16 protein-coding genes and 3 tRNA genes are annotated in these 20732 nt (G+C 73.3%); 14 read left to right on the top strand and 5 right to left on the bottom strand.

The features are described 5' to 3' along the window. The first annotated feature begins 282 nt into the window (after window positions 1-282). On the top strand, window positions 283-3000 hold the full coding sequence (gene ppdK, locus J1792_RS30280; RefSeq protein ID WP_086571153.1) for a pyruvate, phosphate dikinase: 2718 nt from the start codon (window positions 283-285) through the stop codon (window positions 2998-3000). A 444-nt stretch (window positions 3001-3444) separates the two neighbouring features. After that, complete coding sequence (locus J1792_RS30275) at window positions 3445-4476, top strand: ArsR/SmtB family transcription factor (RefSeq protein WP_086571193.1); 1032 nt, start codon at window positions 3445-3447, stop codon at window positions 4474-4476. Window positions 4477-4488: 12 nt separating this feature from the next. Here J1792_RS30275 and J1792_RS30270 read toward each other — a convergent pair whose 3' ends face one another. Next, a complete protein-coding gene (locus J1792_RS30270) occupies window positions 4489-6375 on the bottom strand; it encodes an APC family permease (protein WP_179198939.1) in 1887 nt (628 codons plus the stop codon). Window positions 6376-6650: 275 nt separating this feature from the next. Between J1792_RS30270 and J1792_RS30265 the strand changes: the two genes are divergently transcribed. After that, window positions 6651-7232, top strand: coding sequence for a hypothetical protein (locus tag J1792_RS30265; protein ID WP_242646815.1), 582 nt, complete (start codon window positions 6651-6653; stop codon window positions 7230-7232). Here J1792_RS30265 and J1792_RS30260 read toward each other — a convergent pair. Continuing rightward, window positions 7229-8143, bottom strand: coding sequence for an oxidoreductase (locus J1792_RS30260; protein WP_086571158.1), 915 nt, complete (start codon window positions 8141-8143; stop codon window positions 7229-7231). The genes J1792_RS30265 and J1792_RS30260 overlap by 4 nt on opposite strands. A gap of 117 nt (window positions 8144-8260) precedes the next feature. On the opposite strand from J1792_RS30260, the gene J1792_RS30255 reads away from it, so the two are divergent. The 3 genes from J1792_RS30255 to J1792_RS30245 all read left to right on the top strand — a co-directional run bounded on the left by J1792_RS30255 (window position 8261) and on the right by J1792_RS30245 (window position 10905). Beyond that, window positions 8261-8929 carry a maleylpyruvate isomerase mycothiol-dependent enzyme family protein gene (locus J1792_RS30255; protein ID WP_207248609.1) on the top strand — a complete coding sequence of 223 codons (669 nt, stop codon included), beginning with the start codon at window positions 8261-8263 and terminating at the stop codon, window positions 8927-8929. A gap of 90 nt (window positions 8930-9019) precedes the next feature. Continuing rightward, the gene (locus J1792_RS30250; RefSeq protein WP_086571197.1) at window positions 9020-9802 is read left to right on the top strand and encodes a sulfite exporter TauE/SafE family protein; all 783 of its coding nucleotides are present in this window, start codon (window positions 9020-9022) and stop codon (window positions 9800-9802) included. Window positions 9803-9966: 164 nt separating this feature from the next. After that, window positions 9967-10905: a trypsin-like serine peptidase gene (locus tag J1792_RS30245; RefSeq protein WP_242705053.1), complete on the top strand. Its 939-nt coding sequence runs from the start codon at window positions 9967-9969 to the stop codon at window positions 10903-10905. A gap of 43 nt (window positions 10906-10948) precedes the next feature. Here the strand turns inward: J1792_RS30245 and J1792_RS30240 are convergent, their stop codons facing one another. Next, the gene (locus J1792_RS30240; protein WP_086571162.1) at window positions 10949-11647 is read right to left on the bottom strand and encodes a SanA/YdcF family protein; all 699 of its coding nucleotides are present in this window, start codon (window positions 11645-11647) and stop codon (window positions 10949-10951) included. A 104-nt stretch (window positions 11648-11751) separates the two neighbouring features. Between J1792_RS30240 and J1792_RS30235 the strand changes: the two genes are divergently transcribed. The 5 genes from J1792_RS30235 (at window position 11752) to J1792_RS30215 (ending at window position 18275) form a co-directional block, all read left to right on the top strand. Next, window positions 11752-13092, top strand: a complete 1341-nt coding sequence (locus tag J1792_RS30235; RefSeq protein WP_086571164.1) for a deoxyguanosinetriphosphate triphosphohydrolase — start codon at window positions 11752-11754, stop codon at window positions 13090-13092. A 158-nt stretch (window positions 13093-13250) separates the two neighbouring features. After that, complete coding sequence (locus J1792_RS30230; protein ID WP_086571166.1) at window positions 13251-14516, top strand: NAD(P)/FAD-dependent oxidoreductase; 1266 nt, start codon at window positions 13251-13253, stop codon at window positions 14514-14516. Beyond that, window positions 14513-15007 (top strand): GNAT family N-acetyltransferase, encoded by a 495-nt coding sequence (locus J1792_RS30225; RefSeq protein WP_179198940.1) that lies wholly within the window; start codon window positions 14513-14515, stop codon window positions 15005-15007. Before J1792_RS30230 ends, J1792_RS30225 begins: the two co-directional genes overlap by 4 nt. A gap of 9 nt (window positions 15008-15016) precedes the next feature. Beyond that, a complete protein-coding gene (gene dnaG, locus J1792_RS30220; protein WP_086571169.1) occupies window positions 15017-16927 on the top strand; it encodes a DNA primase in 1911 nt (636 codons plus the stop codon). A 244-nt stretch (window positions 16928-17171) separates the two neighbouring features. Continuing rightward, a complete protein-coding gene (locus J1792_RS30215) occupies window positions 17172-18275 on the top strand; it encodes an RNA polymerase sigma factor (RefSeq protein ID WP_372446201.1) in 1104 nt (367 codons plus the stop codon). A gap of 53 nt (window positions 18276-18328) precedes the next feature. Here J1792_RS30215 and J1792_RS30210 read toward each other — a convergent pair whose 3' ends face one another. Together J1792_RS30210 and J1792_RS30205 are read right to left on the bottom strand one after the other, a co-directional pair. Further along, window positions 18329-19765 carry an FGGY family carbohydrate kinase gene (locus J1792_RS30210; RefSeq protein ID WP_207248608.1) on the bottom strand — a complete coding sequence of 479 codons (1437 nt, stop codon included), beginning with the start codon at window positions 19763-19765 and terminating at the stop codon, window positions 18329-18331. A 42-nt stretch (window positions 19766-19807) separates the two neighbouring features. Beyond that, window positions 19808-20095, bottom strand: coding sequence for a hypothetical protein (locus tag J1792_RS30205; protein ID WP_086571173.1), 288 nt, complete (start codon window positions 20093-20095; stop codon window positions 19808-19810). A gap of 224 nt (window positions 20096-20319) precedes the next feature. Between J1792_RS30205 and J1792_RS30200 the strand changes: the two genes are divergently transcribed. The 3 genes from J1792_RS30200 (at window position 20320) to J1792_RS30190 (ending at window position 20721) form a co-directional block, all read left to right on the top strand. Next, window positions 20320-20392: transfer RNA gene (locus J1792_RS30200), tRNA-Asn, on the top strand. 5 nt (window positions 20393-20397) lie between these two features. Then, window positions 20398-20470, top strand: a tRNA-Asn gene (locus tag J1792_RS30195). A 177-nt stretch (window positions 20471-20647) separates the two neighbouring features. Further along, window positions 20648-20721 (top strand) — tRNA-Ile (locus J1792_RS30190). Window positions 20722-20732 lie beyond the last annotated feature (11 nt).

Here is a 20732-nt window from a genome sequence, read left to right as displayed (position 1 = left end):
GCCACCCCTTTTGGTTTCAACCTTTGATGACAGAGGGTGGAGTTTTTCGACAGCCCGTGATCGGGCGATCATTTTCGGTCATGTTGAGTTCAAGGTTTGAAGGAAGGGTGGTGAGACCTCATTTGAGCGCGCAACTTTCGATCTGCTGGCGGACGGGTGGTTGCGCCCCCAAGTTGGCGGAGTAGACCTCCTCAGATGCCTTCGATCTGGGTACGCTCCCCGCCGTCAGGGCAGTCCTCCCCCCTCAGCGTCCCGGGAGGCCCGAGTGAGGAGTCGATTCCCGTGCCGGTATCCGAAGATCGCCAGAAGTTCGTCTACGACTTCACCGAGGGCAACAAGGACCTCAAGGACCTGCTCGGCGGTAAGGGCGCCAACCTCGCCGAGATGACCAACCTCGGACTGCCCGTGCCTCCCGGCTTCACCATCACCACCGAGGCCTGCAAGGTCTACCTCGAGGGCGGCACGGAGCCGTCGTCGATGCGCGACGAGGTCACCGCCCACCTCGAGGCCCTCGAGCGGCACATGGGCAAGAAGCTCGGCCAGGCCGACGACCCGCTGCTCGTCTCGGTGCGCTCGGGCGCCAAGTTCTCCATGCCCGGCATGATGGACACCGTCCTGAACATCGGCCTGTCCGACGAGTCCGTGACCGGCCTCGCGGCCCAGGCCGGCGACGAGCGGTTCGCCTGGGACTCCTACCGCCGCCTCATCCAGATGTTCGGCAGGACCGTGCTGGGCGTCGACGGCGACCTCTTCGAGGAGGCGCTGGAGGAGGCCAAGCGGGCCAAGGGCGTCACCACCGACGTCGACCTCGACGCCGGCGACCTCAAGCACCTGGTGGAGGAGTTCAAGGCCATCGTCTCCAAGGAGACCGGCCGCGACTTCCCGCAGGCCCCCCGCGAGCAGATGGACCTCGCCATAAGGGCGGTCTTCGACTCCTGGAACGGCGACCGCGCCAAGCTCTACCGCCGCCAGGAGCGCATCCCCGGCGACCTCGGCACGGCCGTCAACATCTGCTCGATGGTCTTCGGCAACCTCGGCCCCGACTCCGGCACCGGCGTCGCCTTCACCCGCGACCCCGCCAGCGGCCACCAGGGCGTCTACGGCGACTACCTGCAGAACGCGCAGGGCGAGGACGTCGTCGCCGGCATCCGCAACACCATGCAGCTCGCCGAGCTCGAGCAGCTCGACAAGGCCTCGTACGACCAGCTGATGCAGATCATGGAGACGCTGGAGACGCACTACAAGGACCTGTGCGACATCGAGTTCACCATCGAGCGCGGCAAGCTGTGGATGCTGCAGACCCGCGTGGGCAAGCGCACCGCCGGCGCCGCGTTCCGCATCGCCACCCAGCTGGTGGACCAGGGCCTGATCGACGAGGCCGAGGCGCTGCAGCGCGTCACGGGCGCCCAGCTCGCGCAGCTGATGTTCCCGCGGTTCGACGAGAAGGCGCAGACCGAGCTGCTGGGCCGGGGCATCGCCGCCTCGCCGGGCGCTGCGGTCGGCAAGGCCGTCTTCGACTCGTACACCGCGGTGAAGTGGTCGCGCTCGGGCGAGAAGGTCATCCTGATCCGCCGTGAGACCAACCCCGACGACCTCGACGGCATGATCGCCTCCGAGGGCATCCTGACCTCGCGCGGCGGCAAGACCTCGCACGCGGCCGTCGTCGCGCGCGGCATGGGCAAGACCTGTGTGTGCGGCGCCGAGGAGCTGGAGGTCGACACCAAGCAGCGCCGGATGACCGCCCCCGGCGGCGTGGTCATCCAGGAGGGCGACGTCGTCTCCATCGACGGCTCCACCGGCAAGGTCTACCTGGGCGAGGTCCCGGTCGTGCCGTCCCCGGTCGTGGAGTACTTCGAGGGCCGCATGCACGCCGGCGCCGACGACGCGGACGAGCTGGTCCAGGCCGTGCACCGGATGATGGCCTACGCCGACCGCACCCGCCGTCTGCGCGTGCGGGCCAACGCCGACAACGCCGAGGACGCCGCGCGCGCCCGCCGCTTCGGCGCCCAGGGCATCGGCCTGTGCCGCACCGAGCACATGTTCCTCGGCGAGCGGCGCGAGATGGTCGAGCGCCTGATCCTGGCCGACACCGACGCCGAGCGCGAGGAGGCACTCGGTGCCCTTCTCCCGCTGCAGAAGGCCGACTTCGTCGAGCTGTTCGAGGCCATGGACGGGCTGCCGGTCACGGTCCGCCTCCTCGACCCGCCGCTGCACGAGTTCCTGCCCGACATCACCGAGCTGTCGGTGCGGGTCGCGCTGGCCGAGGCCCGCGAGGACGCCAACGAGAACGACCTGCGACTGCTGCAGGCCGTGCACAAGCTGCACGAGCAGAACCCGATGCTGGGCCTGCGCGGCGTGCGTCTGGGCCTGGTCATCCCCGGCCTGTTCGCCATGCAGGTGCGGGCGATCGCCGAGGCCGCGGCCGAGCGGATCGGCCGCCAGGGCGACCCGCGCGCGGAGATCATGATCCCGCTGGTGGGCACCGTCCAGGAGCTGGAGATCGTCCGCGAGGAGGCCGAGCGCGTCATCGCCGACGTCGAGGCCGCCAGCGGCACCGACCTCACGCTGCCGCTCGGCACGATGATCGAGCTGCCGCGCGCCGCCCTGACGGCCGACCAGATCGCCGAGGCCGCCGAGTTCTTCTCCTTCGGCACGAACGACCTGACCCAGACCGTGTGGGGCTTCTCCCGCGACGACGTCGAGGCCAGCTTCTTCACCGCCTACCTGGAGAAGGGCATCTTCGGGGTCAGCCCGTTCGAGACCATCGACCGGGACGGCGTGGGCTCGCTGGTCCGCGCGGCCGCCAAGGCCGGCCGGGCCACCCGCCCCGACCTCAAGCTCGGCGTGTGCGGCGAGCACGGCGGCGACCCGGAGTCGGTGCACTTCTTCCACGAGGTGGGCCTGGACTACGTCTCCTGCTCGCCCTTCCGCATCCCGGTCGCCCGCCTGGAGGCGGGCCGCGCGGCGGCTCTGAACGGCTCGTCGAGCGACAGCCGCTGAGCCGGGACCAAGCTCCGGAGCCGTATGGGATGACCTCGACCCTCAGACCCTGACGGCTCCGGCAGGAGAGGAGGGACGGCGTCCGCGCGGACGCCGTCCCTTCCTCGTTCCGGAACCCGAGATCGTTAACCTGCCCGTAACCTGATGGGCATGGCGAAGGGGCGGCGCCCGTGCGGGAGCGCCGCCCCTCTTTACTCCCCCACCGGGAGTTGTTGCCGCCCGCATCGGCTCGGGCGGCAACTCGCATACCCAGCGGCCGCTTTTTCGCTCGCCACCCCCCACGGGAACGAGCGGGGCGGCCCTGAGTGCGTGAATAGCATTTCGCTTCTGCGATGTTCGCCGCGAGTCCTTTCAACTGTGGCCAAAAGGGCGTGGTAACAGCTCGTATCGGTGTGCATACTCAGTGAGCGGGGGGTGGTCGCGGATGTCTCATGTGGGGGTTTGGTGCTGCGTGTCCATTTCACTGGACTCGATCTGGCCCGGTTGCGCCTGGCCGGAGACCCGGACGTGCTCTGGGAAACCGTATTGAGCCTGCACCGGCTTCGGGACAAACAAGGCGAGTCGATCTTCGGGGATTGGCGGTCGGAAACCCGGGCTCGGTTGAATGGTGAAACGCGGCTACTGGCGCCGCTGGTTCCGTCCCGTGGATATTTCCCGGACTTCCTGACACCGCCCGAAGGGTTAGACGGACTGGAGTCCGGCATAGCGGCGCTGCGGGCCACCCCGGCCGACCGGGTGCACGACGAACTGAGCCGGCTGCCCACCGTCCGGACCCTGCCGGCTTGGATACGATCGCTGGCCGACGGCGACGCCCGGGCGTTCGGGAAGCTGATCAGCGCCCTCCACACCTATCACCAGGCCGCCATCGCCCCGTACTGGGACCACATCCAGGCCCAGATCGAGGCGGACCGCGCCGTGCGCGGCCGGGCGCTGCTGGACGGCGGGGCGGACGCGCTGCTGTCCTCGCTGCCGCCCACCATGCGCTGGCGGGCCCCGGTGCTGGAGGTCGACTACCCCGTGGACCGCGACATGTACCTCGGCGGCCGCGGACTGCTGCTCCTGCCCTCGTTCTTCTGCCGGCGCACGCCCGTGACCCTGCAGAACACCGAGCTCACGCCCGTCCTGGTCTACCCCGCGCGGGCCATGTCCGAGACGGCGCCCGCCGTACCGGCCGCCCCGCGCTCGCTGGGCAAGCTCGTCGGGCACACCCGCTCGGCGGTCCTGGGCTCCATCGGCGGCGGCTGCACCACCAGCGAACTCGCCCGCAGGGTCGGGGTGTCGGCCGCCTCGGCCAGCCAGCACGCGGGCGTGCTGCGCGAGGCCGGGCTGGTGCTGACCCTGCGCAACGGCAGCGCGGTGATGCACACCCTCACGCCGCTGGGCGCGGCGCTGCTGCGCGGCGGGCACCGCGGACCGCAGTCCCGCGGCAGGGTCCAGTCGTCGATGCCGGAGCGCTCGACGCCCGCCACGATGTAGCGCCGCGCCCGCTCAGGCCCCGATCCGGAACCGGAGCCGGCAGATCACCGCGTCGGTGTCCCGCCGCACGGCGTGGGCGACGACCGCGCCCCGCTGGTTCTGCAGCAGCCGCTGCCAGAGGCGGGCGGGCTCCACCTCGGGGATGAGCACGGTCACCCTGGTATCGGGATGCCGGCCGGACAGCTCGCGGACCAGCTCCACGATCGGGCGGCCCAGCGAGCGTGTGGGCGCGGGCAGCTCGACCAGGTCGACGCCGGGGCGCCACAGCTCCCAGTCGCGGCGCAGCGACTCCGCCGCGCGCCGGCCCTCCGCGTCGGGGTGGGTGACGGTCACCGCCAGCACCTCGTCGCCGAGCGAGACGGCGGCGGTCAGCGCCTTGCTGGTCAGCCGGGACAGCGAGGAGACCGGGACGAGGACCAGGGAGCGGCAGCGGCGCGGGGCCTCGGGCACCCGGCCCAGCTCCAGGCGCTCGCCGATCCGCCCGTACGCCCGGTGGACGGCCTCGAAGGCCGCCACCAGCAGCGGCAGCGCGACCACGATCAGCCAGGCGCCCTCGGTGAACTTCGTCGCGGTGACCACGACGGCCGAGACGCCGGTGAGCACCGCCCCGAAGCCGTTGAGCAGGGCCTTGCCCCGCCGGCCGGCCGACCGGTCCTGCCGCCAGTGGCGGACCATGCCGACCTGGCAGAGGGTGAAGCCGACGAACACCCCGATGGCGAACAGCGGTACGAGGGTGTTGACGTCGCCGCCGGAGAAGACGAGCAGCAGCGCGGAGACGGCGGCCAGCGCCAGCACGCCGTGCCGGTGGACCTGGCGGTCGGCCTTGAGGCCGAAGACGTGCGGCAGGTAGTTGTCGCGGGCCAGCAGGCCCATCAGGACCGGCAGGCCGCCGAAGGAGGTGTTGGCGGCGAGCGCGAGCAGGACCACGGTCGCGAACTGCACGACGTAGAACGCCCCGTTGTGGCCGAGCGAGGCGTCGGCGATCTGGGCGAGGACGGTGACGCCCTCGACCGGCTGCAGGTGGAAGCGACCGATGAGCACGGACAGGCCGATCAGCATGACGCCCAGCAGCGCTCCCAGCGCGACCTCCGTGCGCTGGGCCCGGCGGGTGGCCGGGGCGCGGAAGGCCGGCACGGCGTTGGCGACGGCCTCGACGCCGGTGAGGGCCGAGCAGCCGGCGGCGAAGGCCTTGAGCAGGAGCAGCGCGCCGACGGCGGTGGCGTCGCCGGACAGCGCGGACGCGTGGCCGGCGGCCGCCTCGGTGCTCGCGGGGGCGTCCCGCAGCAGGCCGGCCACGATCATCGTCAGGATCGAGCCGACGAAGACGGCGGTGGGCAGCAGGAACGCCCGGGCGGAGTCCACGATGCCGCGCAGGTTCACGCCGGTGACCAGGGCCAGCACGCCCAGGCAGATCCACAGCCGGTGCTCGTGGAGGGAGGGGAAGGCGGAGGTGAGGGCGGCGACGCCGGCGGTGACGGAGACGGCCACGTTGAGCACGTAGTCCAGGACCAGGGAGGCCGCGGTGACCAGGCCGGTGCGCCGGCCCAGGTGCCGCTTGGCGACCGCGTACGAGCCGCCGCCGTCCGGGAAGGCCGCGATGACCTGCCGGTAGGAGGCGACGAGGACGGCCAGCAGGGCGGCGATCGCGAGGGTGACCGGCAGGGTGAAGCCGAGGCCGTGCGCCCCGGCCGCGGCCAGCACGAGGACGATCGCCTCGGGCCCGTACGCCACCGACGCCATCGCGTCGAGCGACAGGGCCGCCAGGCCCTGGGTGGCGGTGAGCCGGTGCCGGTCCTCGGCGGAGGGCCGCGCGGCGCCGGTATCGGGCGGCTCTCCCCCAGCTACCGCTGGGGGTGCCCCCACGCCGGCGCCCGCCGCGTGCTCCGAATTGGCCAGCATGGACATCTTTTGTCGTACCTCCGTTGAGTCGGAGGCTCAGCGTGCGCCCGCGCCGGCGGGAGCGTGTCGTTCCTTTGCGGCGTCTTGGCGGTTTTCGGCTGATCTCATACGGGGCCTTAACGCTCTTGAACGCTTCCGGCGGAGGGTGCGTCAGCGCTGCGCAAGGATTGGCCAAAACCACGTCAGCGGGCCGTCAACGCGACCGACGTCGGACGGCAAGCGGCCCTAGCGTCAGCGGTATGGGACGGCGACCGACATTACGGACGCGTGCGCGCGTGCGCGAGGGACGCGAGGGATACGGCCGGGGCCCGGGGGAGCGGGCGCCGGCCCGGGGCGTGCTCGCGTGGGACCGCACCTGGCGGCGCGAGGCACGCTCGGCCTGGCGGTGCGGGCTGGCCCTCGGCGGCGTGCTCCTCCTCGCCGACCTGGCCCGGGGCAGCCTCGACGCGGCCCGCGGCATCTGCTGGGCGGCGATCGGCGCCGCGCTCGTCGCCGTGCTCAGACCCGTGCGGGTCACGGCCGGCGCCGACTGGCTGGCCGCCCGCGGCCTCCTGCGCGAGCACCGCGTCCGTACCGACCTGCTCACCCAGGTGCGGCGGGCGGACGGCATCGCCCCCCGCCTCGTCCTGCGCGACGTCGGCGGCAACCGCGTGGAGCTCGACCCCGGCGTCCTCGCCGCGAACCCCCTGCTCTGGCACCAGCTCGAGACGGGCGCGCACCGCGCCCGCGAGAGGGGGCTGCTGCGGGAGGGCGCGGTGGCGATGGCCGCGCTGGCCGAGCGCATCGACGGCGAAGGGGCGCGCGCGGTGCTGCGGGCGTCGGGCCTGGAACCGGGCGAGAGGCCGGCCCGGGGCTAGTACGTCACGCCCGTCATCCGCTCCGACGCCGCCCACAGCCCCGCGGCCGCCCGGTCGTCACGCGTCCAGGAGGCGCGCGGCGAGGGGGCGGGGGAGCCGCGCCAGAACGGGATGCGGGGCCCGAAGAAGTCGTCCTGCCGGACCCCCGGCGCCGTGGCGGCGTAGAGCGAGGGCAGGGCGCCGTCCTCCGCGCTCTGCGCGACGAGCCGGTTGAGCAGCTCCGCCGCCCGCTCGGCCCACGGCCGGTCCTCCATGCGCGGCCCGGCCGTCTGCAGGTTGGTGGCCGCGTAGCCGGGGTGCGCGGCGAGGGCGACGACGTGCGAGCCCTCGGCGGTCAGGCGCCGGGCCAGCTCGTGGGTGAAGAGGAGGTTGGCGCTCTTGGAGCGGCCGTAGGCGGTCCAGCGCCGGTAGCGGTGCTCCATCTGCACGTCCCGGGGGTCGACCGTGCCCAGGTAGTGCAGCCCGCTGGAGACCGTCACCACCCGTGCCCCGGGCCCGGCCTCGCGCAGCCTGGGCAGCAGCAGGCCGGTCAGCGCGAAGTGCCCCAGGTGGTTGGTGCCCAGCTGCATCTCGAAGCCGTCGACCGTCCTGCGGTGCGGCAGCGCCATCACCCCGGCGTTGTTGACCAGCAGGTCCAGCCGGTCCTCCTTCAGGCCGGCGGCGAAGGCCCGTACCGACGACAGGTCCGCCAGGTCCAGCTCGGCCAGCCGCACGTCCGCTCCGGGCACCTGGGCCCGCATCAGCTCCTCCGCGGCCTCGCCGCGCGTGGCGTCGCGGCAGGCGAGCACCACCCGCGCCCCGCGCCGGGCGAGCTCTCTGGCGGTGACGAACCCGATCCCGCTGTTCGCCCCGGTCACCACGGCGGTACGGCCGCTCTGATCGGGGATGTCGCTCGCGTTCCAGCCGTTCATGTCCGCTGTGCTCCTCGCCACGAGTGAGTCGCCGTCCCTCGCGCCCCAGGCTACGGGGCCCCAGGCCACGAGAATATGTTCGAGCGGCCTGCCGGGGGGCGTTGGTAGCGTCGCGGCATGTCGCGTACTGATGAAGTATCCGGATCGACGAGCGGCCCGCGGGTGTCGGTCACACCCGAGGACATCGAGGACGTGGTGCGGCAGGCCGTCGCCGTACTGCGCCAGGCCCCGCCGGAGAAGTGGGCGGAGAGGGCCGGCTCGCTGGAGTGGGACTGCTGGGAGACGGTCGAGCACGTGGCGGACGACCTGTTCTGCTACGCCACCCAACTGGCGCCGCGCAGCGGACCCGTGGACGGGTACGTGCCGTTCGTGATGACCCGGCAGCGGGAGGGCGGCCCGAAGGAGACCCTGCACGCCGAGCGGGACGCGGGCGTGGAGGGACTGGTGCAGGTGCTGGAGGCGAGCGCCGGGCTGCTGGTGGCCATGGTGCGGACGAGGCCGCCGGAGGCGCGGGCGCACCACTCCTACGGCGTCTCCGACCCCGAGGGCTTCGCGGCCATGGGAGTGATCGAGACGCTGGTGCACCTCCACGACATCGCCGACGGGCTCGGCGTGGAGTGGCGGCCCGACGCCGGGCTCTGCGAGCGGGTGCTGCGCCGGCTCTTCCGTGACGTTCCCGTCGGCGACGACCCCTGGCGGACGCTGCTGTGGGCCACCGGCCGGGTCGAGCTGCCCGGGCTCGGGCGGCGCGAGTCCTGGCGCTGGAACGGCACGACCCTGGACTAGGCCGCCGGGCCAATCACCCCGCCGTCAGGGGTGATTGGCCGGACCGCGGCGGACCCGGAGGTCCGCCGTGCGCGTACGATCGCGCCGGTGATCCCCGACATATCGCTGACCACGCTGGCCGTGCTGTGCCTCACCGCGGCGGCGGCCGGATGGATCGACGCCGTGGTGGGCGGCGGCGGTCTGCTGCAGCTGCCCGCCCTGCTGGTGGGGCTGCCGCACATGGCGCCCGCGCACGTCCTGGGCACCAACAAGGCCGTCGCCATCTGGGGGACGTCCGCGGCCGCCGTCGCCTACGCCCGCAAGGCGCCCGTGGACGTCCGCACCGCCGCGCGGATCGGGCTGGCGGCGCTCGGCGGCTCGCTGGCCGGAGCCTTCTTCGCCGCGGGCATCGACAGCGCCGTGCTGCGGCCCCTGATCATGGCCGTCCTGCTCGCGGTGCTCGCGTTCGTGCTGCTGCGGCCGACGTTCGGCACCACGGTCGCGGACCCGGCCCCGCCCACCGGGCGCCGCGTGCTCGCCGCGATCCTCGTCGCGGGCCTGGTCATCGGCTTCTACGACGGGCTGATCGGCCCCGGGACCGGCACCTTCCTCGTCCTCGCGCTGGCCGGGATCCTCCATATGAACCTGGTGACGGCCTCCGGTACGGCGAAGATCGTCAACGTCTGCACCAATGTGGGCGCCCTGGTCACGTTCACGGCGCAGGGGGCCGTGCTGTGGCAGGTGGCGGCCCCGATGGCCGTCTTCAACCTCGCCGGCGGGGCGCTGGGCGCCCGGATGGCCCTCAAGCGCGGGAGCGGCTTCGTGCGGGGCGTGCTGGTCGTGGTGGTCCTGGCACTGGTGTGCAAGCTGGCCTACGACCAGTGGGGCGGGTGAGCCGGCTGCGTCCCGCGGTAAGCGGAAGCTCGCCACGGCAGGCGTACTACCGGCGTACTACCGACTATGGGCACTACCGACCATGCGCAAAATGACCATGCGGAATACAGCCCGGTGCGTGGCGTTCACCCCGGATGCGGTTAGCCTGTCGCTACCTTCCTGACGTGGTGGGGGTGCTCGTGCGTTTCTCCCGGTGGAGCCGGGCCCGGTGGGTCCGGGCGCTGTTCGCGGGGCTTTATGTCGTCGCGCTCGCGGCGGCCGTGCCCGAAGGGGCCGGCGGACACGGCCGCGACGACGGCTGGTCCAGCGAGGAGGCGCGGCGGTTCTGGGGGCCCGCGCGGATGTCCGCGGCCACCAAGGACGCCGCGGACGGCGACAAGGACGGCGGCGCCCAGCCGATCACCGGCAGCGCCCGCCACTTCGACGGGGTGCCGACGGTGGGGGTGCTCTTCTACGTCGGCGAGGACATGCGGGACCACCACTGCACCGCCAGCGTGGTGCACAGCCCCAAGGGCAATCTGATCATCTCGGCCGGCCACTGCGGCTTCGGCGACGACGCCGCCTTCGTGCCGGGCTACCGCCAGGGCGAGTCCAAGCAGCCGTACGGGGTGTGGGCGGTGGACCGTTCCTTCGTCGACCCGCGGCGCGAGGACACCGGCGACGGCTCCGACCTCGACTTCGCCTTCGCCACCGTCAAGGCCGACGGCCGGGGCCGCCAGCTCGAGCGCGTCACCGGCGCCAACCGCCTGGTCCGCACGCCCGGCTACGTCAACCGGGTCACCGTCATCGGCTACCCCAGCTCCGAGAGCGACCCCGCCGACCGGGCCATCCGCTGCACGGCCATGACCTCCCAGCTGCCCGGCCACCGGCAGATGACGATGCGCTGCGACGGCTTCTACTCCGGCACCTCGGGCAGCCCCTGGCTCGCCGACTTCGACGAGAAGACCAAGACCGGCGACCTCATCGGCGTCCTGGGCGGCCTCAACGGCGGCGGGCCCGACGGCGAGGAGAGCGACAAGGTCTCGTACAGCCCCATGAACGACGACGAGATCTTCAAGCTCTACGTCGACGCCATAAACGGACGCGAGCCCCGGCGCGACTGAGACGCCCGGCCCCGCCCGCCGCTGCTCCTCCGCTCCTCCGCCGCTATTTCCGCGCGTCCGCCAGGGCGCGCTCGACGCCCGGCTCGTGCGGGCCCAGGAACGCCGGGCTGGGCCGCACCAGCGCGTCCAGCGCCGCCTTGCCCGCGGCGAACACCTCGCGCGTGCCGCCCGCGTACCACGTCGCGTCGTGCCGGGCGGCCACCCCGACGCCGTACGCGTCGATGCCCGCGGCCCCGCACAGAGCCACCGCGCGGCGTATGTGGAAGTCCTGACTGATCAGGACCGCCTGCTTCACGCCGAAGATCCGCTCGGCGCGGGCGCAGGAGTCCCAGGTGTCGAAGCCGGCGAAGTCGCTGACGATCCGGTCGTCCGGCACGCCGTGCCGGACGAGGTACGTGCGCATCGCGTCCGGTTCGTCGTAGTCGCGGCGGCTGTTGTCGCCGGTCACCAGCACCACGCGCACCTTGCCGTCGCGGTAGAGCTCCGCCGCCGCGTCCAGACGGTGCGCCAGATACGGGGAGGGCCTGCCCTCCCAGAGCCCCGCGCCGAAGACCATCGCCACCGGCGCGGAGGGCACCTCGCCGATGTCCCGCACCCGGGGCGTCCCCGAGACGAACACCCATGTGGCGGGCAGCAGCCCCAGCACACACGCCGTCATGACGGCCCACACCAGGTGCCGTCTGCCGGTTCGTGTGGTGGGCAGCCGCAGGCGTGCCCTTCGCACCCGACCCACGATGTCCATTGGGACCTCCCCCGTTCGCGATGGATCAACGCAGGGTACGTCCGGCCGGTTCCCGCCCCCGAGGCGCGTCGCTGCTGTCACACCCTGCGGCTACCGTCGGGAGTATGAACGGCAGCACAGCGGGGACCGCGTCAGAGCAGAACGGCATCGCAGGCTACGAGGAGGCGGACCTGGAGCGCTGGGCGCCCGAGCCCGACAAGAGGCCCGGACGCACCGCCTTCCAGCGCGACCGGGCGCGGGTGCTGCACTCCGCCTCGCTGCGCCGCCTGGCCGGCAAGACCCAGGTCGTCACGCCCGGCGTGAGCTCCCAGGCCTGGGACGCCAGCCCCCGCACCCGCCTGACCCATTCGCTGGAGTGCGCGCAGGTCGGCCGCGAGCTGGGGGCGGCGCTCGGCTGCGACCCCGACCTCGTCGAGACCGCCTGCCTGGCCCACGACCTCGGCCACCCGCCCTTCGGGCACAACGGCGAGCAGGCCCTCGACGAAGTCGCCGGGCCCTGCGGCGGCTTCGAGGGCAACGCCCAGTCGCTGCGCCTGCTCACCCGGCTCGAACCCAAGCGCTTCGTGCCCGACCCGGCCACCGGGGAGCTGGTCAGCGTCGGCCTGAACCTCACCCGCGCCGCCCTGGACGCCGCGACCAAGTACCCGTGGACCCGCGGCGGCCACCCCACCGACCCGGCCTCCCGCAAGTTCGGCGTCTACGCCGACGACGCCCCCGTCTTCGCGTGGCTGCGCCAGGGCGCCCCCGGCCACCGCCAGAGCTTCGAGGCGCAGGTCATGGACTGGGCCGACGACGTGGCCTACTCCGTGCACGACGTCGAGGACGGCCTGCACGCCGGCCACCTCGACCCGGGCGTCCTGCTCGCCGAGCCCGAGCGCCGCGAGGTCTTCGCGGTCGCCGCCGGCCGCTACGCCCCCGGCGCCGCCCACGACGAGCTCGCCGAGGCCCTCGACCGCCTCCTCGAGCAGGAGTGGTGGCCGCACGGCTACGACGGCACGGCGGTCGCCCAGGCCCGGCTCAAGGACGCCACCAGCCAGCTCATCGGCCGTTTCTGCCTCGCCGCCGAGGGGGCCACCCGGGCCGCCTGGGGGCCCGGCCGGCTCACCCGCTACCGGGCCGAGCTGGTCGTTCCGCGCGCCACCCGCCTGGAGTGCGCCGTGCTCAAGGCCGTCGCCGACCGCTACGTCATGCAGCGCGAGGACCAGGAGAAGCTGCGCGCCGAACAGCGCGTGGTCATCGCCGAGCTCGGCGCCGCGCTGGCCGCCCGGGCTCCCGAGGGCCTCGACCCGCAGTTCCGCACGCTGTTCGCCGAGGCCGCCGACGACACGGGCCGGATGCGGGTGGTCGTCGACCAGATCGCGGCGCTGACCGACGGCTCCGCCCGCGGCCTGCACGCCCGGCTCGTCGGGGCCCGCAGCGAACTGCCCACCGTGCCCCAGGAGTAACCCCGTACGGCCCTTGCGGGCCGCACCCCGACCGGGGTACTCCCTCTACCGGCGCCACGCGGGGTGCGGGACTCTCGGCAGTGGCTCTTCCCGTCCGGGGACGACAACCGCGGACGCGCCGGGCGACCGGCGCACCGCGCGCAGCGAGGAGGCAGCAAGTGGTGGACGCGAACCAGACGTTCGTCATCGTCGGAGGGGGCCTGGCCGGAGCGAAGGCGGCCGAGACCCTCCGGTCCGAGGGCTTCACCGGCCGGGTGATCCTCATCTGCGACGAACGCGAGCACCCGTACGAGCGCCCGCCGCTCTCCAAGGGCTATCTGACGGGCCGCGACGCCCGCGACAGCGTCTTCGTGCACAAGCCCGACTGGTACGCCAAGGCCGACGTCGAGCTCCACCTCGGCCAGCCCGCCGTCCACCTCGACCGGGCGGGCAGGACCGTACGCCTGGGCGACGGCACCGTCGTCCACTACGACAAGCTGCTGCTGGCCACCGGCTCCGAGCCCCGCCGCCTGGACATCCCCGGCACCGGACTGGCGGGCGTCCACCACCTGCGCCGCCTCGCGCACGCCGAGCGGCTGCGCGGCGTGCTGTCCTCCCTCGGCCGCGACAACGGCCACCTCGTCATCGCCGGCGCGGGCTGGATCGGCCTGGAGGTGGCCGCCGCCGCCCGCGGCTACGGCGCCGAGGTGACCGTCGTCGAGCCCGAGCCGACCCCGCTGCACACCGTGCTGGGCCCCGAGCTGGGCCAGCTCTTCACCGACCTGCACAGCGAGCGCGGCGTCCGCTTCCACTTCGGCGCCCGCCTCACCGAGATCGTCGGCCACGACGGCATGGTCCTGGCCGCCCGCACCGACGACGGCGAGGAGCACCCCGCCCACGACGTCCTCGCCGCGATCGGCGCCGCCCCGCGCACCGCCCTGGCCGAGGCGGCGGGCCTGGCGCTGGTCGACCGCGCCGACGGCGGCGGCATCGCCGTCGACGCCTCGCTGCGCACCTCCGACCCCGACGTCTTCGCCGCCGGCGACGTCGCGGCCGCCGAGCACCCCTGGCTCGGCACCCGGCTGCGCGTCGAGCACTGGGCCAACGCCCTCCACGAGGGCCCGGCCGCCGCTCGCGCGATGCTGGGCCGGGAGGTCTCCTACGACCGGGTGCCGTACTTCTTCTCCGACCAGTACGACCTGGGCATGGAGTACTCGGGCTACGCGCCGCCGGGCTCGTACGACCAGGTGGTGTGCCGGGGAGACGTGGGCAAGCGTGAGTTCGTCGCCTTCTGGCTGTCCGAGGGGCGCGTGCTCGCCGGGATGAACGTCAATGTGTGGGACGTCACCCCGGACATCCAGCGGCTCATCCGCGCCGGCGCCCGCCCCGACCAGGACGCCCTGGCCGACCCGTCCGTCCCGCTGACCGAGCTGGCGGCGGGGTGAGCGCGATCCGTACCGCCCTGGTGCCCGTCGCGGAGGTCTTCGCGCTGCGCCACGCCGTCCTGCGCCCCGGCCTGCCCGCCGGGGCGGCGGCCTTCCCCGAGGACGCCGCCCCCGGCACGTTCCACGTCGCCGCCTACGACGAGCGGGGAGCCGTGCGCGGCTGCGTCACGTTCCTGCCCGAGCCGCTGCCCGGCACGGGCGAGCCGGCCTACCGCTTCCGCGGCATGGCCAGCGACCCGGCCGTGCGCGGCCTCGGCTACGGCGTAGCGGTCCTGCGCGCGGGCCTGGCCGAGGCCGCCTCCCGGGGCGCCGGCCTGGTGTGGTGCAACGGCCGCACCGGCGCCCGCGGCTTCTACGAACGGCACGGCTTCGAGGCGCGGGGCGAGGAGTTCACGGTGGAGGGCGTGGGCCCGCACTTCGTGTTCACGATCAAGCTCGCCCCGAGCGCGGGGGAGGGCGCGGGGGACGGGAGTGTCACCGGGTCACCGTAGAATTCACGCGTGGCAGGCAGGATCAACGATGACGACGTGAAGGCGGTCCGGGACGCGGTCCCGATCGACGCCGTCGTGTCCGAGTACCTCCAGCTGCGCAACGCGGGCGGAGGCAACCTCAAGGGCCTGTGCCCCTTCCACGACGAGAAGTCCCCGTCCTTCCAGGTCAGCCCCGCCAAGGGGCTCTTCTACTGCTTCGGCTGCCAGGAGGGCGGGGACACCGTCGACTTCATCATGAAGATCGACCACCTCTCCTTCGCCGAGACCATCGAGCGCCTCGCCTCCCAGGCCGGCATCACGCTGCGCTACGAGGAGGGCGGCTACACCCCCGGCCGCCAGCAGGGCGAGCGCATCCGCCTGGTCGAGGCCCACAAGATCGCCGCGCGGTTCTACGCCGACCAGCTCTCGAGCCCCGAGGCCGAGATCGGCCGGAAGTTCCTGGCCGGCCGCGGCTTCGACCAGGCCGCCGCCGAGCACTTCGGCGTCGGCTACAGCCCCGCCGGCTGGGACCACCTCACCCGCTTCCTGCGCGGCAAGGGCTTCAGCGACAAGGAGCTGCTGCTCTCCGGCCTCGCCCAGGACAGCCGCAGCGGCAAGCCCATCGACCGCTTCCGCGGCCGCCTGATGTGGCCCATCCGCGACATCACCGGCGAGGTCATCGGCTTCGGCGCCCGCAAGCTGCGCGACGACGACAACGGCCCCAAGTACCTCAACACCCCCGAGACGGCGATCTACAAGAAGTCGCACGTCCTCTACGGCATCGACCTCGCCAAGAAGGACATCGCCAAGTCCAACCGGGCCGTGGTCGTCGAGGGCTACACCGACGTCATGGCCTGCCACCTCGCGGGCGTCACCACCGCCATCGCCACCTGCGGCACCGCCTTCGCCGGCGACCACATCAAGATCCTGCGGCGGCTGCTGATGGACAACGCCGCCTCCGAGGTCGTCTTCACCTTCGACGGCGACGCCGCCGGCCAGAAGGCCGCCCTGCGCGCCTTCGAGGACGACCAGAAGTTCGCCGCCGAGACCTCCATCGCCATCACGCCCGGCGGCATGGACCCCTGCGACCTGCGCCTGGCCGAGGGCGACGCCGCCGTGGCCGCGCTGGTGGAGTCCCGCACCCCGCTGTTCGCCTTCGCCATCCGCCAGGTCGTCGCCCGGCACAACCTGGACACCGCCGAGGGCCGTGCCGCGGCGCTCGAGGCCGCCGCGCCCATCGTGGCGAACATCAAGAACAGCGCCATCCAGCACGAGTACGCCGTCCAGCTGGCCGGCATGCTCGGCATCCTCGACAGCCAGTTCGTCGTCCGCCGCGTCGGGCAGCTGGCCCGCTGGGCCCGCGAGCGCGGCCAGCGGCCGGACCAGGCGCGCTCCCCGCAGCGCACGGCGCCCGCCACCGCCCAGGCGGCCCCGCAGGCCCGGCCCGGCCCCGCGCTCAACCTGCGCAGCCCCGCCCAGCTCACCGAGCGCGAGCTGCTCAAGCTCGCCCTGCAGCACCCCGCGCTGGTCGCCCCCGCCTTCGACGCCTACGGCGAGGACGAGTTCACCGCCGCGCCCTACGTGCTCGTACGCCGCGCCATCGAGCAGGCCGGCGGCGTCACCCAGGCCGTCACCCAGGCCGACGCCGGCTACCTCGCCAAGGTCCGCGACGCCGCCCCCGACGACACCGTCCGCTCGCTGGTCACCGAGCTCGCCGTCGAGGCGGTCCGCGCCAAGACCGTGGACGAGGCCTACGCCGGGGTGCAGCTGGTCCAGGTCCGGCTGCGGGCGGTGGAACGCCGCGTGCAGGACGTCCAGGCGAGCATGGTCCGCCTGGGCAGCCAGGCCGACCCCGACCACCTGGCGGCCGTGGCCAACGAGCTGTGGGTGCTGGAGCAGTACGGCCGTGCCCTGAAGGACCGCGGCGCGGCCGCGCTGTAACCGCCCGGTCACCGTCCGGGCTCAGAAAGTGCCCGCACGCCCCTCGTGGCGGGCCCGCGTCGTGCCCCACACTGGTGGGCGGTGCCCGCTTCCTCGGAGCGCGGCGGTCCGGCCGGCCGGACCCGGACCCCTCCGCGACCGTGCGCGGGATCCCCGGCACGGGAGGCGGCCGGCCGCGTAGCGCTTCGAATGCTCCGCCGCATGTTCTGCCGCCTCAGCAGCGATCACCCTGGAGGTCGCCCCCGTGCAGACCCGGACCCCGACCCTGCCTCAGGCCCAGGCCGATCCGGCACCGACCGTGCCGCAGCAGGCCGAGCCGCCCGCGTCCGAGACCCTGGCCCTCGCGGAGGAGCCGGCCCCGGATCCCGCTCCCGGACCCGACCGGGAGAGCGCTCCCGGCCCCGCCCCGGAGCCGGCCGCGCGGGCCGACACCAGCGGGCCGTCCTCCGACCTCTTCCGCCAGTACCTCCGCGAGATCGGCCGCATCCCGCTGCTGTCGGCCGCCGAGGAGGTGGAGCTGGCCCGCCGCGTCGAAGCGGGCCTGTTCGCCGAGGAGAAGCTGAGCACCACTCCCGACCTCGACACCCAGCTCGCCCTCGACCTCGACCGCCTGGTCGTGCTCGGCCGGATGGCCAAGCGCCGCCTGATCGAGGCCAACCTGCGGCTCGTCGTCTCCGTCGCCAAGCGCTACATCGGCCGCGGCCTGACCATGCTCGACCTCGTCCAGGAGGGCAACCTGGGCCTGATCAGGGCCGTCGAGAAGTTCGACTACGCCCGGGGCTACAAGTTCTCCACCTACGCGACCTGGTGGATCCGCCAGGCCATGTCCCGGGCGCTGGCCGACCAGGCCCGCACGATCCGTGTCCCCGTGCACGTCGTGGAGCTGATCAACCGCGTGGTGCGGGTGCAGCGGCGCATGCTGCAGGAGCGGGGCTACGAACCCACCCCCGAGGAGGTCGCCGCCCAGCTCGACCTCTCCGGGGAACGGGTCAGCGAGGTGCTGCGCCTGGCCCAGGAACCGGTGTCGCTGCACGCCCCCGTGGGCGAGGAGGACGACGTCGCGCTGGGCGACCTCATCGAGGACGGCGACGCCACCTCACCCGTGGAGTCGGCCGCCTTCCTGCTGCTGCGCGAGCACCTCGAGGCCGTGCTCTCCACGCTCGGCGAGCGCGAACGCAAGGTCGTCCAGCTGCGCTACGGCCTGGCCGACGGCCGGCCGCGGACGCTGGAGGAGATCGGACGGATCTTCGGGGTCACCCGCGAGCGCATCCGCCAGATCGAGTCCAAGACCCTCAACAAGCTGCGCGACCACGCCTTCGCCGACCAGCTGCGCGGCTACCTGGACTGACGCGTACCTGCACTGACGCGTATCGGACCGACGCGTCCCCGGACCGGCACGCGTCAGACGGCGTCGAAGGCCCCCGGGTGGGTCTGCTCGCGCACGGTCGCGTACTGCTGCCGCACCGCCTGCCCCACCGGCAGGTCGTCGGCGGTCGGCTCGAAGACCTGGCTGGCGGCCGAGGGCCACAGCGGAGGCTGCTGCGGGGACAGCACGCCCTGCTGGACGCCCAGCGCCCAGGCGGCCTGCCGGGCCGCGCCCAGCGCCGCGTAGTCCGCCGGCTGCGGCGCGACCACCGGCACGCCGAACAGCGACGGCGCGATCGCCTGCACGGCCGGCAGCTCCGCCGCCGCGCCCAGCAGGAAGACCCGGCGCACCTCGACGCCGCGCCCGCGCAGCACGTCCAGCGCGTCCGTGAGCCCGCACAGCATGCCCTCGAAGGCCGCCCGGGCCAGGTGTTCGCGCTTCATGCTCTCGCGGCGCAGACCGGTCAGCGTGCCGGCCGCCTGCGGCAGGTGCGGGGTCCGCTCACCCTCCAGGTAGGGCAGCAGCACCATGCCGTACGAACCGGGCGAGGACAGCAGGGCCAGCTCGGACAGGCCGTGCAGGTCCGTGCCGAGCAGCTCGGCGGTGCCGCGCAGCACACGCACCGCGTTGAGGGTGTGCACCACGGGCAGGTGCATGCCGGTCGCGTCGGCGAAGGAGGTGATGGTGCCGGTGGAGTCGGCCAGCGCGGAGTGGTGCACGGCGAAGACCGAGCCGGAGGCGCCCAGCGAGACGACCGCGTCGCCCGGGCCCACGCCCAGGCCGAAGGCCGCCGCCATCGTCTCGCCCGTGCCTGCCGAGATCAGCAGCCCCTCGGGGGTGTGACCGGCCGGCTCGGCGGGGGCCAGCACGTCCGGCAGCGCCGCCTGGCGGCCCAGCGCCAGCTCCACCAGGTCCGGCCGCCAGCTGCCGGTCGCCGCGGACCAGAAGCCCGTACCGGAGGCGTCGCCGCGGTCCGTCGTACGGCGCAGCGGGCGGCCCAGCAGCTGCCAGACCAGCCAGTCGTGCGGCTGCAGCACCGCCGCCACGCGCGCGGCGGACTCGGGTTCGTTACGGGCCAGCCAGCGCAGCTTGGCCACCGCCTGGGCCGCCTGCGGCACCGCCCCGACGGCCTCGGCCCACGCGGCCCGGCCGCCCAGCGCGTCGGCCAGCTCGGTGGCCGCCGCCTGGCAGCGCTTGTCGTTGCCGAGCAGGGCGGGGCGCACGAGCACGCCGCCGGCGTCGAGCGTGAGGAGTCCGTGCTGCTGGGCGGAGACGCCGATGGCCTGCACGCCCTCCAGCAGCCCGCCCGTGGCGGCGTCGCCGAGCGACATCAGCCACGCCTGGGGATCGCCCTCCGGGACCGACGGGGGGTGGGGCGCGTACCCCTGCCGGAGCACGGTGCCCGTGTCCGCGTCACAGACGACGATGCGCGTGCTTTCCGAAGAACTGTCCAACCCGGCGACTATGCCCATGCCGAGATGATGCCAAACCCCGGGCCTCATCGGGGCATCCGGTCAGGTGTTGCTCGTGCCCCAGTCGTCCTCGTCGGCGCCGCGCTGCTCGCGCAGGGAGCGGATCCGGCCGGCGACCGAGCCCGGCAGCCGGTCCCCGATCCGGCCGGCGGCCTTGCCCGCGATGGCCCGGCCGTTCACGGCGGCGGTCTCCACGGTGTTGCGCACGGCGGGGTTCTGCGCGACCCGCTGCGCTCCCTTGCGCAGCGCCTCGTACCGTTCGCGCCCGGCCCGCGCGCCGAGCACGTAGCCGACAGCCACGCCGGTGATGAACGTCAGCCGGTAGCGCATGGCGCCCCTTCCTTCCGCTTCCCCGGGACTTCTCCCGGGACCTTCGGGGGGTTCGTCTCGGATCCGCTGTGCCCGCCGCCTACCCGGCCGGGCCGATGGTCACTCCCGGGGCAGGGGGATACCGATTGGCGGAGCACCCCCCTGCTTGCGCTAATCTATGTCTCGCAGCGAGCGCACGCCGCCCGGGAGACCGGTCAAAGGTGCATTCGAGGCAAACGCGACAATCCCCTGTAGCTCAATTGGCAGAGCAGCCGACTGTTAATCGGCAGGTTACTGGTTCGAGTCCAGTCGGGGGAGCGCGGTCCCCTGTAGCTCAATTGGCAGAGCAGCCGACTGTTAATCGGCAGGTTACTGGTTCGAGTCCAGTCGGGGGAGCAGTGAGAGAGGACCCCTCCGGGGTCCTTTTTTCATTCCGGAGGGAACCGAACCGCCGTGATCGAAGTCCTCATGGTCAGACCGATCACACGATACGGCCCCTCCGGGGCAGCAGATCGTATGAGCGGCTATGCTGCGGCAGACGGCGCGCACAGATGTGCGCGACGCGCCGTGAACGGGGCGGTAGCTCAGCCGGTTAGAGCAGCGGACTCATAATCCGTCGGCCGTGGGTTCGAGTCCCACCCGCCCCACTTCACGTTGC

The organism is Streptomyces triculaminicus, from assembly GCF_017349075.1.
Lineage (GTDB): Bacteria > Actinomycetota > Actinomycetes > Streptomycetales > Streptomycetaceae > Streptomyces > Streptomyces triculaminicus.
This window is presented reverse-complemented; position numbering and strand designations above follow the sequence as displayed.